This window comes from Priestia sp. 10L35, assembly GCF_056395685.1.
This window is the reverse complement of record NZ_JBFTKA010000004.1, coordinates 485,088-498,666: the sequence shown is the minus strand read 5'-3', so window position 1 is coordinate 498,666 and position 13,579 is coordinate 485,088. Positions and strand designations below refer to the sequence as shown.

The 13,579-nt window shown below is 39.1% G+C and carries 13 protein-coding genes; 11 read left to right on the top strand and 2 right to left on the bottom strand.

All coding sequences use genetic code 11. The features are described 5' to 3' along the window. The first annotated feature begins 78 nt into the window (after positions 1-78). From AC1DEF_RS18070 to AC1DEF_RS18045, 6 genes are all read left to right on the top strand, one after another. Positions 79-543 (top strand): CBO0543 family protein, encoded by a 465-nt coding sequence (locus AC1DEF_RS18070; protein WP_029324970.1) that lies wholly within the window; start codon positions 79-81, stop codon positions 541-543. A gap of 99 nt (positions 544-642) precedes the next feature. Next, positions 643-1,980: an MFS transporter gene (locus tag AC1DEF_RS18065; RefSeq protein ID WP_098321960.1), complete on the top strand. Its 1,338-nt coding sequence runs from the start codon at positions 643-645 to the stop codon at positions 1,978-1,980. Between the two features lie 331 nt (positions 1,981-2,311). Then, on the top strand, positions 2,312-5,341 hold the full coding sequence (locus tag AC1DEF_RS18060; protein WP_477727508.1) for an efflux RND transporter permease subunit: 3,030 nt from the start codon (positions 2,312-2,314) through the stop codon (positions 5,339-5,341). A 234-nt stretch (positions 5,342-5,575) separates the two neighbouring features. Beyond that, entirely contained in the window at positions 5,576-5,749 is a 174-nt protein-coding gene (locus tag AC1DEF_RS18055; RefSeq protein ID WP_029324973.1) for a hypothetical protein, read from the top strand. Positions 5,750-5,854: 105 nt separating this feature from the next. Then, the gene (locus AC1DEF_RS18050) at positions 5,855-6,118 is read left to right on the top strand and encodes an autorepressor SdpR family transcription factor (protein ID WP_013082079.1); all 264 of its coding nucleotides are present in this window, start codon (positions 5,855-5,857) and stop codon (positions 6,116-6,118) included. Further along, entirely contained in the window at positions 6,119-6,757 is a 639-nt protein-coding gene (locus AC1DEF_RS18045) for an SdpI family protein (RefSeq protein WP_057274448.1), read from the top strand. Between the two features lie 148 nt (positions 6,758-6,905). Here the strand turns inward: AC1DEF_RS18045 and AC1DEF_RS18040 are convergent, their stop codons facing one another. Further along, a complete protein-coding gene (locus AC1DEF_RS18040; RefSeq protein ID WP_098590300.1) occupies positions 6,906-7,898 on the bottom strand; it encodes a DUF3231 family protein in 993 nt (330 codons plus the stop codon). 322 nt (positions 7,899-8,220) lie between these two features. Here AC1DEF_RS18040 and AC1DEF_RS18035 point away from each other — a divergent pair, with 322 nt between their 5' ends. The 5 genes from AC1DEF_RS18035 (at position 8,221) to AC1DEF_RS18015 (ending at position 13,189) form a co-directional block, all read left to right on the top strand. Next, on the top strand, positions 8,221-8,439 hold the full coding sequence (locus AC1DEF_RS18035) for a hypothetical protein (RefSeq protein WP_041816506.1): 219 nt from the start codon (positions 8,221-8,223) through the stop codon (positions 8,437-8,439). Further along, positions 8,436-8,696: a hypothetical protein gene (locus AC1DEF_RS18030; protein WP_064471380.1), complete on the top strand. Its 261-nt coding sequence runs from the start codon at positions 8,436-8,438 to the stop codon at positions 8,694-8,696. Before AC1DEF_RS18035 ends, AC1DEF_RS18030 begins: the two co-directional genes overlap by 4 nt. A gap of 281 nt (positions 8,697-8,977) precedes the next feature. Further along, entirely contained in the window at positions 8,978-11,509 is a 2,532-nt protein-coding gene (locus tag AC1DEF_RS18025) for an EAL domain-containing protein (RefSeq protein WP_061859608.1), read from the top strand. 57 nt (positions 11,510-11,566) lie between these two features. Next, positions 11,567-12,211: a GTP cyclohydrolase I FolE gene (gene folE / locus AC1DEF_RS18020; protein WP_013055793.1), complete on the top strand. Its 645-nt coding sequence runs from the start codon at positions 11,567-11,569 to the stop codon at positions 12,209-12,211. 48 nt (positions 12,212-12,259) lie between these two features. Then, positions 12,260-13,189, top strand: coding sequence for an NAD(P)/FAD-dependent oxidoreductase (locus AC1DEF_RS18015; RefSeq protein ID WP_055989205.1), 930 nt, complete (start codon positions 12,260-12,262; stop codon positions 13,187-13,189). A 36-nt stretch (positions 13,190-13,225) separates the two neighbouring features. Here the strand turns inward: AC1DEF_RS18015 and AC1DEF_RS18010 are convergent, their stop codons facing one another. Then, on the bottom strand, positions 13,226-13,504 hold the full coding sequence (locus AC1DEF_RS18010; RefSeq protein WP_013055795.1) for a hypothetical protein: 279 nt from the start codon (positions 13,502-13,504) through the stop codon (positions 13,226-13,228). Positions 13,505-13,579 lie beyond the last annotated feature (75 nt).

The following is a 13,579-nucleotide window of genomic DNA, read 5'->3' as shown; positions in this document are numbered from 1 at the left end:
CTTTTTATATTCCTGCTTATTATTTTAGCCAGTAATCGTACATACTAATGGATATTCACAAAGAAAAGAGTGTTGCAAATGGAACGAACACTGCTAAAAGGGCTAACTGTGTTGTGTGCAGTTCTTTTTCCTTTTGTTGTAAAAAAACCGAAATTTAAAGAAATGCTGATTGTCTTTTTTGCAAAAGGGATTTTAGCCACGCTTATTGATGCTTATGCTGTAAACACGAATCGAATCAAATATCCTGTTCGGCCGTATCCTCGCATTTTTTCAACTAATATTTTATATGATCTGCTGTTTTTTCCTTTGCTAAGTATGGTTTGGGTTAGACAATCTTATGAAGACAAGCTTCCTGCAATCTTACTAAAAAGCTTGATGTGGAGCGTTCCGATGAGTATCAGCCAGTGGTATTTAGAGAGAAATAGCAATCTGTTTAAATGGAAAAAGTGGACCATCTTTCATACATTTGCAAGTATTAGTTTTACATTGCTGACAATCAGGGGGTTAGCTGGCCTTGTCAAAAAAGCAGATAAAAAGCTATAGTTCAGCTTTTTATCTGCTTTTTTATGCACAAATCTAGACAACATCTATCAAGCAGGAGTAAACTAAATGCTCAGATTATACAGATAAGGAGATTGTCAAATGAAAAGCAGAACGTCCGTAATGGTTAGTATTGTGCTGGCAATGCTAGTGGCTTCGCTTGATTCAACGATTATGAATACGACGATGCCCGTTATTGCAAAAGAGCTTGGAAGATTTGATTTGTACGCGTGGTCGTTTGCTTCGTACATGATCGCAAGCACGATTTTATCTCCGGTAGCGGGGAGATTATCGGATTTATTTGGCCGCAAAAAAGTATTTGGGTTTGGAATTATTGCTTTTTTAATTGGTTCGATGCTTTGCGGCGTGGCAAATACGATGATTCAGCTTGTTCTTTTCCGTGCGGTTCAAGGAATAGGAGCAGGGTTTATGGTGGCGTTTCCCGCTATTATTGCCGGAGACTTATTTCCCGTAGAGAAACGTGGGAAAATTCAGGCGCTGTTTACAACGATGTGGGGATTATCAGCTGTGTTGGCTCCGCTTTTAGGCGCTTTTTTTGTGGACTATTTAACGTGGAGATGGATTTTCTTTATTAATTTACCCGTATGTATTGTCTCATTTCTGACGTTAATGCCATATCAAGAAAGCTATGAGCCGAAAAGAGCGAAAGTCGATTACATCGGTGCCATTTTGTTTGGAGCGGGCGTTACGTCACTGCTGCTCGTTACGGTAGTGGAACAGAACCAAGTTGTGTATACAGTCGCGGGACTTATTTTATTAGTTATTTTTTATTTGCATGAACGAAAACATGCTTCTCCGATTGTCCCGATGTCTATGTTCCAAAACAAAACGCTGTCATGGATTAATATCAATGCGTTTATTGGAACGGTGGCTTTATTCGGTACGTCGAGCTATATTCCGTTATTTTTACAGCGAGTGGCGCATCTGTCACTGTTTATGAGCGGAGTTGCGCTGTTAGGAACAGCGGTCGGATGGATGTCTGTGTCCGTGCCTGCGGGTAAATGGATTTTAAAACACGGCTACAGAAAGCTTTTGTTAATCGGAAATGTGCTGCTGGTTGGATCAGGAACGCTGCTGCTGATGCTAAATGAAAGTCATGGTTTCTTTTATGTGTTTTGCGTCATGATTGTGCAAGGACTATCGTTTGGTCTGCTTTCTACGGTTGGAGTCATTGGTGTGCAGCAATTAGTAGGAGGACATGAAAGAGGTATTTCTACGTCGTTTTTTATGTTTTGCAGAAACATGGGAACAGCAATCGGCGTTACCATTATGGGTGCTTTGCTGACTTCAGGCGGAAGCTTTATGGCAGGCATTCATCACTTGTTTTTATTTGGCTTTGCAGGAAGCATCGTGGCTTTATTAACGTCGTTAAAAATTCAAAACGATACAGAAGCAAAGCACAATCGAGCTGCTAGTTGAGGGAATTTATGCTAAATATGTTTATTTCATAAAAAAACGGGAAGAAACCAAATAAGGTCATAGAATTGCCTGAAAAATCGTAGGCATATTCTTCTTCTTCTTTCACTTACTACATGTGGGACGCCGGGTATCGGCGTCTTTTTTTTGTGCTGTAAAGAGACTGATTATATAACCAAAAGCATATACATAAACGATTTTGTTCAAACAATGGGACTTTTCACAAAAATAAGTCTTTAAATGGTAAGGAACATTAGGTATAATTTAGTAGTTATTTAGCATATTTTAGAAATGTTTGACTGAGTTCGTACGAAAAAGTGAAAGGGGAAATTTCATGTCTTGGATCACCAAATGGTCGTTTAAAAACAAAGCGGCTATCACCATTATGTCTATTTTAATTTTAGCTTTAGGCGTCATTAGTTATTTTACACTTCCGATGGAATTCCTGCCGACCGCTGATCAGCCTCAAGTGTCAGTAGTAGTTATGGGGCAAGGAACGGATGCAGATTCCATGGAAAAACAAGTTACGTCACCGATCGAAGAAGCGGTAGCCGGTATTAAAGGAAAAAGCAACGTGTATTCCACAACAGGAGACGGCTATTCCAAAATCGATATTTCATTTGAATCCAAAACGGATATGAAAGAAGCAAAAACAAACGTCCAAGAAGCGCTGTCTTCGGTGCAGCTTCCAGCCAGCGTATCAAAGCCTAATGTTATTCAATTAAATACCTCAATGATTCCCATCGCAGATATTTCACTCACATTTAAAGAAGGATTAACAAGAGACAATCTGGATCTTGCAGAGAAAAAACTGATCCCTAAATATAAAGACGTTAAAGGCATTGCGAGTGTTCAAACGTATGGAACAGCGGATTCCTACGTGTCTATTAAAGTTGATAATAAAAAATTGTCACAAAAGAACGTGACTATTGATAAAGTCATCAGCGTGTTAGAAGGAAAAAACACGTCGCTTGCAGTTGGAGAAAAAGTCATTAATAACAAGTCGAGCAACATCAACGTAACTGGTAAAATTGACAGCTTGGATAAAGTGAAAAAGCTGCCGGTTGCACCCAATGTAACGCTAGGGGACCTTGCAAAAGTAGAGGTGAAAAAGCCTGAAGGCGTCGTGACGCATATTAACGGAAAAGATGCACTTTTACTTATTGTTACAAAAGACAGTCACTCAAACGCCGTTAGCATTACAAAAGAAGTAAAAAAACTGTCTCAGCAAATTAACAAAGACTATAACACTGTAAATGCTTCTGTATTTTTTGCAACAGGGGACAGCGTACAAAACTCTGTTCATTCCATGATGAAAGAAGTGTTGCTAGGCGCATTTTTTGCGACCGTTGTAATCATGCTGTTTTTACGCAGCGTTCGCTCTACGTTTATCACAATTGTATCCATTCCGCTATCGCTTTGCTTTACGCTTTTTTTATTATCCAAATCAGGCGTCACGCTTAATATTTTAACGCTTGGAGGAGTAGCTGTAGCGATTGGGAGATTGGTAGATGATAGCATCGTTGTTATTGAAAACATCTTTCGAAAAATGCAAAAAGAAGAATTTTCGCTTGGCTTGATTATTGATGCGACAAAAGAAGTAGGCTCTGCTATTACCGCTTCTACGCTAACGACAGTGGCCGTCTTTTTACCAATCGGCCTTGTAAATGGAGGTCTTCAAGACTTTATGCTTCCGTTTGCTCTAACGCTGACGTATTCGCTGCTGTCTTCATTAATTGTGGCGCTTACCGTTGTACCGTTAATGAGCGCCGGATTATTAAAAAATGAAAAACTTCGCAAGCACAAACAGCCGGTTCGTTTTACAAAGGTTATTACGTGGTCGCTTAATCATAAATGGGTTGTGCTGCTGCTTTCGCTGCTTTTATTTGTCGGATCTATTGGTGCCTACACGATGATGCCTAAAGGAGCGGTGGATAACTCTTCATCTGACTTTGTAGGCACGACGTTAAGCTATCCAAATAATACGCCAATTAAAACCGTAGAAGAAAAATCACTGCAGCTTGAACGCTATATTTTAGCTCAAAAAGAAGTGAAAGATGTATATATGCAGCTTGGTAATACAGACGAAGGAGCAAAGTGGGGAGACGTTGGTTCGCCTACTGAAGCTACGTATACGATTATAGTAAAAGACAGTGGAAACATTGATTCGCTTATGAAACGAATTGAAAATCAAAAGAAACTCTATGACGGAGGGGACCTTAGCGTCAGTGCTGCTTCACTAATGGGAGCTTCCACTACTTCCATTACCGTTGATGTGATTGGAAACGACATGAACAAATTAGAAAAAACAGCAAGCAGCATTAAGAAAGAAATTAGCGATATAAAAGGAGTAGACAAAGTTTCTACCAACCAAGATGAAAAGAAAACCATTTACTCTTTAGACGTAGATCCAACAAAAGCGAATACGCAGCAAGTAGCGCAGCAGCTTGGCGTTATGCTGAATAAAACGCCGATTGGGGCGATAGATTTAGAAGGCAAGCAAGCAAACGTACTTCTTGAATCTGTCTTAAATCCAACATCACCAAAAGAGTTAAAAGATATTTCTATTATGACAGAGACAGGACCGTCACCTGTTTCAAAAGTGGCTTCACTAACGCAAGCTGAAAAGCCAACAAATCAGTTTCATAAAAATGGAGACCCGTATATTCAAGTAACAGCGGATGTCAATCCAGAAAAGCTTTCAGAGATTAATAAAGACATTCAAACAACAATTTTTGGAGACGGTAAGAATAAAGGACTGTCCATTTCAAAAGATGTTGACGTTGTAATCGGCGGAGCAAGCACTCAGCAAGGAGAGGATTTCTCTGACTTGTTCATTACAATGCTCGTGTCGATTGGTATTGTGTTCTTAATTATGGTGATTACGTTTAAAACGATCCGCACGCCGTTTGCGATTTTATTTTCACTTCCGCTTGCTGCAATCGGTGCCGTTTTAGGGTTATTAGTTAGCCGCATTCCAGTAGACGTAACGGCTCTACTTGGAGCACTAATGCTGATTGGTATCGTTGTGACCAATGCAATTGTACTTCTAGACCGCGTGAAGCAAAATGAAAAGAAAATGATTATGCGCGATGCGATTGTCGAAGCAGCCGCTACGCGTATGCGTCCAATTGTCATGACGTCTGCCGCTACGATTTGTGCGATGCTGCCGCTGTTATTCAAACAAAGCGAAAGCGGAAGCCTTGTTTCTCAAAGTCTAGCAGTCGTTGTAATCGGAGGATTGGCCGTTGCGACTCTGCTTACACTTGTAGTCATTCCCGTTGTATATGAACTGCTTCATTTCAGAAAATCGAAAAAGCAAAGAATACAGCAAAAACAGCAGGAAGACGTAACGCCGCTATAATGTTTAAAAGAGGTTAGGACATAAGTATGTTAGGTGAAGGAAGATCCGAACGATGAATTGAGATTCTTGAGAAAGAATCCGACTCGTTCGGATTTTTTTATTGGTAGAGTGAACGTAGGTTTCAGATCTGTAGTTGCTTCTAGCTAGGGTTGATTTGGTTATGTCCCATCCTCTTTTTATGAAACCTTTTTACTAGTGAAACGTATAATTAGATAAGGAAATGGAGGGGATAATATGTTTGGAATAAAAGAGCGATGTTCCGTTTGTCAAAAAGAAATTCAGCCGAATGAAGAAGTATGGATGCGAATGAAGTATCCAAGTAAAAGAGGCATGACTGAAATTAAAGCTTTTTTACATCAAGAGGCTCAATTTGTATGTATGGACTGCTTTGAAAAAACAAAAAAATGAGTCAAATGCAGATGTTCTCTTTTCAAAATATTGACATAGTATATTCTATAGTTTAATATTTAGATAATTATCTAAATACTTAAATATGATGGAGATGAACTTCAATTGAATGAAACGTTTAAAGCCCTGGCGGATCCCACTCGCAGGAAGATTTTAGAGCTGTTAAAAGAACGGGATTTAACCGCAGGAGAAATTTCCGAGTATTTTAACATGACCAAACCAAGCATCTCAAATCATTTAAAAATCTTGAAGCAAGCGGACCTCGTTCAAGATGAAAAAAGAGGGCAGTTTGTGATTTATTCGCTAAATACAACCGTTTTTCAAGATTTAATCGGCTGGTTTTTCAGCTTTCAGAAAGGAGAGAGTTAAATGAAAAAGCATTTATTTCCTTTAGGCATTACCCTTTTAACACTGGTTGCATGGCTGATTGCACTGCCGCACCTTCCAGCTACGATGCCCATCCACTGGGGGGCAAATGGAGAAGCAGACGGATTTGCAACGAAGATAAATGCAATGATCTTAACAGTAGGAATCATGGCACTGATTTATTTTATCATTGCATTTGTTCCGCGAATTGACCCGCGTAAAGAAAATTATAAGTACTTTTCAAAAACGTATAACATCCTGTTAAACGCCGTACTGCTATTATTCTTTTTTGTAAATATGAGCACTATTTTACAGGGGCTTGGCTATAACGTGCCGATGTCGTACATTGCTCCAATTATGGCTGGACTCGTTTTTATCATTATTGGAAACTACTTGCAGCGCGTGCGCTCGAACTATTTTATGGGGATTCGTACACCATGGACGCTAAGCAATGAAACCGTATGGAAAAAGACGCATCGTTTATCTGGAAAGCTCTTTTTTATCGGCGGACTGCTAATTCTTATTAGCGCTTTTTTACCTGATGGATACAAGTCAGTTATCATGTGGGGGAGTATCGTTCTGTGCGTGGCGATTCCTTATCTGTATTCGTACCTGGCGTATAAAAAAGAAATGAATATGTAAGCATACCAAAAAATCCGGTGAATCCACCGGATTTTTTTATGGATAACATATCGGCCGTAACGCCACCGTTCGTGTCACGCCGGCTGATGGGAATAACTAAAGCATAAAGTATGAAACGCGTTTCAGGTCAAGACTTACGATGAAAAACTTACACTTCTTTGCGGTCGCTTGCTTCAGGCGGCTTTTCAATCCACCCGTTTTTAATCATCACTTCGCTGCAGCGCCCCGCTACTTTTAAGTCTCGTAAAATACATGCTTCACAGTGACCGACAATATCAAGCCTCATGCTGGTGGTCATCGCAGTTGCATAGTATGTAATGGCTACCTTGAACATTGCTCCTGCGTGAAACGTCATCAGCTTTTCTGAAAAAGGCGCGTGTGTAGATGTTGTGATTTCATTATCCAAAAGCGGAGGAGTATGAAGGTTTTCTTCGTGCATAATGGAAGAATAAAGTTCAATATGCTTGTGGGCTACATCAAGCCCCGTCTCCATGACTTTCCGCACGTCTTTTCGTTTACTTACTTGTTTAAACGCAATTAAAAGAGCTTTGGTTACCATGCTTTTACGTAAATTAAAATAAATATTTCCGGCTTCATTTGCGTTTAAAAGACGCTGCTTTCCGACAAAATCAAGAGCGTAAGACAAATCTGTGATCGACTCTTGTTTTTTCGGATTTAAAAAATAAGGAGCCGGCACATAAAGGTTTTTTGCTAAAAGCAAATCGAGCGACCGATTGTAGATTTCCATCGCATCTAAATTACATTGATGATAATAATCTCGAATATCCCGGCGAATCGACACGCTAAACGAAATGCCGTACCCTGACAAGCCATGAATCGTCATGTCGTGAAGATATTTCAGCCAAAACGAGTCTGTAAAAAGCGGAGGTGCGTGCAAGTCCACATCTTCATCTGTAAATCCGTTCGGCAGCGGAAAATGTTCGGCCCGAAAAATGGCAGTCAGCAGCTCAATATGCTTTTTCGATAACTCCAGCGAAAAGCCAAACAGCGACCGAATCTCGGCATCCGTCACCGTTGCAAGAACGTGTTTCGCGACACAAACCGCCAGCGTATCCTGATGGTACTGCGCGCATAGACTCGTTATTTCAGTTGAAGTCAAACGCTTGCTTTCTGCGTTCAATAGGCTTTCCTCCTATCTATAAAAATGTTACGTATCTATGAAAAAACAGATAAGTATAGTGTGGACAAGGGTGTGTTAAATTATTCCATAGGTCAATTTGGAAAAAGAAAATAACGGCTAGGGTATACGTCTAGAGAAACATTGTTTTTTCGTTTTACTGTTATGAATAGGAACTACCAAAAGAATTTTTCTCAACTCTGTACTCTAACAATTTCCTCTATCTGTTTTCCAAAACTACCCAATATGCTAACATAAAGATAGAACCCCTAAATGGACAAGTGATGGATAAGATGTAAAAGGAGAGTTTCGATGAAGTTTTTTGATGAAGTTTTTTAAGGATGCTTCTAAACGGGAGCATCAAAATTGGAATAAAGCTGTGTCGGCAGGTTTTTATATACTTTTATTGCTGCTGTTTGTGAACATAATAATGTATACCTATAAAGGTGCCGAGTTAGTGTCGTCATCTTCTATGTTTTGGACAGGGATCGTTGTGACGTTTGGCTATCAGTTTATTTTAAATAGAAAAAGTGAGAAAAAATGAATAAACAGCCTTGGCACCGTTCAGAAAAATTTCTGCTGCTGCTGTGCTTTTTTGCACCGCCTATTGGTTATGTGGCTGTGATCGTGAATAAGAAAAAGCTAAGCCGAGAACTGTGGCTGAGTAACTTAACGGTAGCTACTATTATAATGTCCATATGGCTGCTGAAGTTTTTACCTCATCAGTGGGGAACGATTATTTTATTAACGGGCGTGGGAATCTATTGGTATCATCGAATTTTGAAGAAGTTTAAGAAATAGGGGCAGGAATAAAGAAAGTTAAATTTTCCCCCTTTGATATTTTGAAAAAAGAAGTTAAAATATTATAGTAATACAAATTTGTTCTACCCATGTAAATAAAAGTATGTATTTAATATGTTTTATAATTAGTTAAGAATAGAGCCAACCAAAGCGGTTGGTTTTTTGTATGAGTTCATTCTTTTTTTGTGGAAATTGAAGAATAGTATCCGATGTAAAGCTAGAGCATATAGGCAGGTGTTAAAACTGTCGGATCCGTTCTTTAAACAGGAGGCAGCCAACTAGTGTCGATAAAGAAAAAGTTATCCGTATTCTTTACTTTGCTGGTATTGTGTATTCTACTAGCGAATAATACCTTGCACTACATTCGATCAAAAAATAGATTAATAGAATTTAACAAAAAAGAAATCACGCTGGTAACAGAGGAAATTGCGTACGAAGTCGAAAACTCAAAAAATAGTGCTTCCTATATGGAAAATCGAATGGCACAAGAATTAAGAACGGCTTCGGTTGCGATTCAGGATTCTTTGCCTGCTGATTACCATGACGTCAGCAATGACCAGTTAAAGCGACTGGCTAAAAAACTGATGATATCTCACATTACATTATTAGCTCCTGCGGGAGATGATATTATAGGCGTAAAATCTTCTGATCCTAAGGAAATCAATATGTCTACAAAAGAGTGGGGCTATTGGTATACATCTTTTCGGCAGCTGCTTTCTCAGCAGACGATTACTACCAAAAAAGGAGTGACTCTACCTCACTTTTGGAGCGGTCCGATTGAAGTAGCCTCCAGCAACCCTAATCACATTGACAAGTGGGGCTATTATTACGACGGGTCTACTAATTATATTATTGATCCTTATTTCCGTGATCGGCACGTACTGGATTTTGAAAAAAGGTTCGGTCCTACGAACGTGATGAACCGCTTCACAGAAAATCTGGAAGGCGTTCTTGAACTAACCGTTTTTAACCCCAAAAATTTTGGGAAAAGAAATCAAAACGTATACTTAAACGGCAATAAATATATTAAAATAAAAGATCAGCCGATTTGGTACGGAACATACACGTACCGAAATACCGAACGGGATAAAAAATCCATACAAGAGGTCTTAAAAACGGGAAAATCACAAAGCTATCTTGCTGAAATTAACCATAAAAAAGTATTAAAGACATTGGTACCGATTAAAGAAAAAAATACTCCAGCTTATGTAATAGGCGTAGTGTATGACTACGGACTTATTGAAAAAGAACTGCAGCAAGAATTAATTAAACATTTATTATTGTCTCTTCCGTTTATCTTTATTGTCCTTATTATAAGCTTTATCTTCTCTACATCCATTACGCGGCCGATTAAACATATTATGGAGCACGTGAACCAAATCGCTAAAGGTAATTTCGGCAAGGTGCTGAATACAAGAAGAAAAGATGAGCTGGGAGGACTTGTAGCAAACATCAACCACCTTTCTCACTTTTTAAAAACATATGTAGATGATTTAAAGAAAAGTCAGGAAGAAAGTGAGTATCATGCGTACCACGATTTTTTGACAGGATTGCCGAACAGAAGATATTTTAAAGAACAATTAAACAGGCGCTTAATTGAGTCGAAGGAAAAGTCCATTCGTCACGTAGCCGTGTTATTTATGGATATAGACCGGTTTAAAGATATTAATGATACGCTAGGGCATTCAAAAGGAGATCAGCTTATACAGCTGATAGCTAACCGAATTAAAGAATGTCTTCCTTCTGCTAACAGCTTTCTTACAAGGCAAGGAGGAGACGAGTTTGTCATTTTATTCAGTGATTTTACACCGGAAGAAGTTAAAGGTATCACCGAGAAGATCATGGCGTATGTTCAACAGCCCTGCTACATTGACAACGATGAAGTGTTCGTCAGTATAAGCAGCGGATTAAGCTTTTATCCCGAGCATTCTACGAATTTAGATACGCTTATTACGTATGCAGATGTTGCCATGTATGCTTCAAAAAGACAAGGCGGCAGTAAAGTAAGTATCTATCATGACTCGTTAAATAAAAAACAAGCTGAAAAAGTTCACATCGAAACGCGCTTGCGAAAAGCAATTCAAAAAGGCGACATTGACGTTTACTATCAGCCGAAAATAGAAGCAAAGCGCAATGTAATCACCGGCGTAGAAGCATTAGTTCGCTGGAATGACGCAGAGCTTGGATTTGTTTCTCCAGAAGCGTTTATCCCTATAGCAGAAGAAGCTGGTTTGATTCAATACTTATGGGAAGTTGTGATGAAGAAAGCTTGTTCTCAAGTCAGCGAATGGAATAAGGTCTCAGACGAAAAAATGACACTGGCGGTCAATTTTTCCCCGCGGCAATTTCAAGATCCGGTTGTTTTGGTTAATGAAATTAAACACTTTCTTTCGCTGCATAGATTTGATCCCGCTTGGTTTGAAATGGAAATTACAGAAAGTACACTGCTTATGAACGCGGAAGAAACGATTAAAGCTTTACATCTGTTAAAGAAATATGGTATATCAATTTCTATCGATGATTTTGGAACCGGATATTCTTCGTTGAGTTATTTAAAAAAATTACCAATCGATTGTTTGAAAATCGACCGGTCTTTTATCCAAGATATTCAAGAAGATTACAGCAACAGTGAAATTGCCCAGGCGATTATCAGCTTATCTCAAAGCTTAAAGCTGGAGGTAATCGCAGAAGGTGTAGAAGAAGAATATCAAAAAGCGTTTTTAATGAAAAATGGCTGTGATCACATGCAGGGATACTTGTTTAGCAAGCCTCTTGCTGCAGAAGATTTTGAAGAAGCGTTTTTAAATAGCTGAAGCAAAACCATCATTTAAAAATAAACTTACTAAGAAAAGGGAAGAGGACATAAAAAGATGGCACTAAGTACACAAAATTTAATTGCTCAAAAATTTTTAGAAACACTAGGCACGAATTCAACTGAAATAGATAAAAAAATAGGTCAAGCTGACACATTTATGAATGCGGTGAAAGAGCTGATTGATTTATGCGGAGACAATCCGGAAAGAGACGGCCTTGAAGAGACGCCGTACCGCGTGCTAAAGGCGTTTTTAGAATACACGGAAGGCTACCGAGAAGATCCGAAAGCTCATTTGGAAAAAACATTTGATGTGAATCACAATGAATTGGTGTTAATACGAGACATTGAATTTCACTCAATGTGTGAACATCACTTTGCGCCTTTCTTTGGCGTTGCCCACGTTGGGTATATACCGGATAAAAAAATTACAGGTTTATCTAAAATCGCTCGTACGGTAGAAGGGTATGCAAAGAGATTTCAAGTTCAAGAACGTCTAACAAATGAAATCGCAGATGCAATCGAAGAAGTGTTAGAACCGAAAGGAGTTATGGTGATTATTGAAGCAAAGCATATGTGCATGTGCGGAAGAGGAATTAAAAAATCTTCAGCTTCTACAGCCACTTCATCCGTTCGAGGAACATTTATGGAAAAACCAGAGGTTCGTGGAGAATTTTTATCTCTTTTACAGCGACAAATGTAAAGAAACAAAAAGCCATATAAGCTGAGAAGCAGAAGCGAGGTGAGCTGTATGCAACATGTTGACGTACTGATTATTGGCGGAGGACCCGCTGGTATCTCTGCTGCCGTGTGGTGTAAAAGGCTAGGCGTTGATTGCTTGCTTCTTGAAGAGCAGGCACAGTTAGGCGGACAGCTGTTTACTATTTATAATGAGATTATTGATTATCCCGGAATACAAGCGGAAAATGGAATTGAGATGCAGCGTAAAATGGTTCAGCATTTTATCGATATGGGCTGCCTATATGAAGTGAATACAAAAGTAATTTCCATTGATGAACGTTCTAAAACAGTAAAAGTAAAGCAGCAAGAAACAGAAAAGGAAATTAGCTATACGTATCTTATTTTAGCAACGGGCTCTAGTCAGCGAAAGCTCGGAGTGCCTGGTGAGCAGCAAATGATTGACCGAGGAGAAGTATATTCAGCTTCAGCAGACGGAGAACGGTTAAAAGGCAAAAGGGTTGCTCTCATTGGCGGAGGAGACCGGGCTTTTGAAGGAGCACATCTTTTAGCATCACAAGCAAAACAAGTATATTTGATTCATCGTTCTACGCATTTCAAAGCAAGAGAGCAATACGTTGAAAAAGTTCTTTCCGACCCCGGTGTTAAGGTAATGACAGATACCGAAGTGACGGCTATCCACGGAAAGCATCACGTCACATCGATCGATTTAAAAAGTAAAAACAGTGAATGTAAGAACCTATCGGTAGACGCAGTGCTGATTAGGCTAGGCATAGCACCCAATGTTGAACTTATTAAAGAAAAAGTCACCACTACACAAAGCGGGCTCATCGTCATCAATGAAGTGCATCAAAGCAGCGACCCATCTATCTATGCAATTGGAGACGCGTGCACGACTCCTTTGTTTTCTAGTATCAGCTCTTCAGCCGGTCAAGGAGCGATTGTAGCCAAGTATGTATCGAGCCTTTTGAAAAAGTCATGAGATCAAAAGCATCTATCAAATCGATAGATGCTTTTTTTACGTAACGTAGTAGAAAAAACATAGCAGAAGTATATTCACAGGCAGACAAATCGTTTGGAAAAAAGCAATGTAGTTTTTAGGCACAGCGCTGATTCTTTTTACTAGAATACACTCGGTAATGAAATTAAAAAGAATAATGATAGAAGCGACCGTTATATACGCCCAGACGTTCTGCTGAAACAAACGAGTAAAAAGAGGCGAGAAAAGAAGTAGAAAAGCAGCGGTTTGAAAGGAACCTCTAGAAAATAAGTCATATTTTTTAGGACTTTGAGTCACGCTATCCCTCCTTTATATGTTTTATTTTACCAAACTAAAAAGACTTTAAAAACGTTTTCAGCTATCTTTACCTGA

What these genes read in the sequence shown, in the direction of transcription:
- AC1DEF_RS18070 (WP_029324970.1), top strand. Translation starts at nt 79, where the DNA reads ATGGAACGAACACTGCTAAAAGGGCTAACTGTGTTGTGTGCAGTTCTT.
- AC1DEF_RS18060 (WP_477727508.1), top strand. Translation starts at nt 2,312, where the DNA reads ATGTCTTGGATCACCAAATGGTCGTTTAAAAACAAAGCGGCTATCACC.
- AC1DEF_RS18045 (WP_057274448.1), top strand. Translation starts at nt 6,119, where the DNA reads ATGAAAAAGCATTTATTTCCTTTAGGCATTACCCTTTTAACACTGGTT.
- AC1DEF_RS18055 (WP_029324973.1), top strand. Translation starts at nt 5,576, where the DNA reads ATGTTTGGAATAAAAGAGCGATGTTCCGTTTGTCAAAAAGAAATTCAG.
- AC1DEF_RS18035 (WP_041816506.1), top strand. Translation starts at nt 8,221, where the DNA reads ATGAAGTTTTTTAAGGATGCTTCTAAACGGGAGCATCAAAATTGGAAT.
- AC1DEF_RS18030 (WP_064471380.1), top strand. Translation starts at nt 8,436, where the DNA reads ATGAATAAACAGCCTTGGCACCGTTCAGAAAAATTTCTGCTGCTGCTG.
- AC1DEF_RS18015 (WP_055989205.1), top strand. Translation starts at nt 12,260, where the DNA reads ATGCAACATGTTGACGTACTGATTATTGGCGGAGGACCCGCTGGTATC.
- AC1DEF_RS18065 (WP_098321960.1), top strand. Translation starts at nt 643, where the DNA reads ATGAAAAGCAGAACGTCCGTAATGGTTAGTATTGTGCTGGCAATGCTA.
- folE (WP_013055793.1), top strand. Translation starts at nt 11,567, where the DNA reads ATGGCACTAAGTACACAAAATTTAATTGCTCAAAAATTTTTAGAAACA.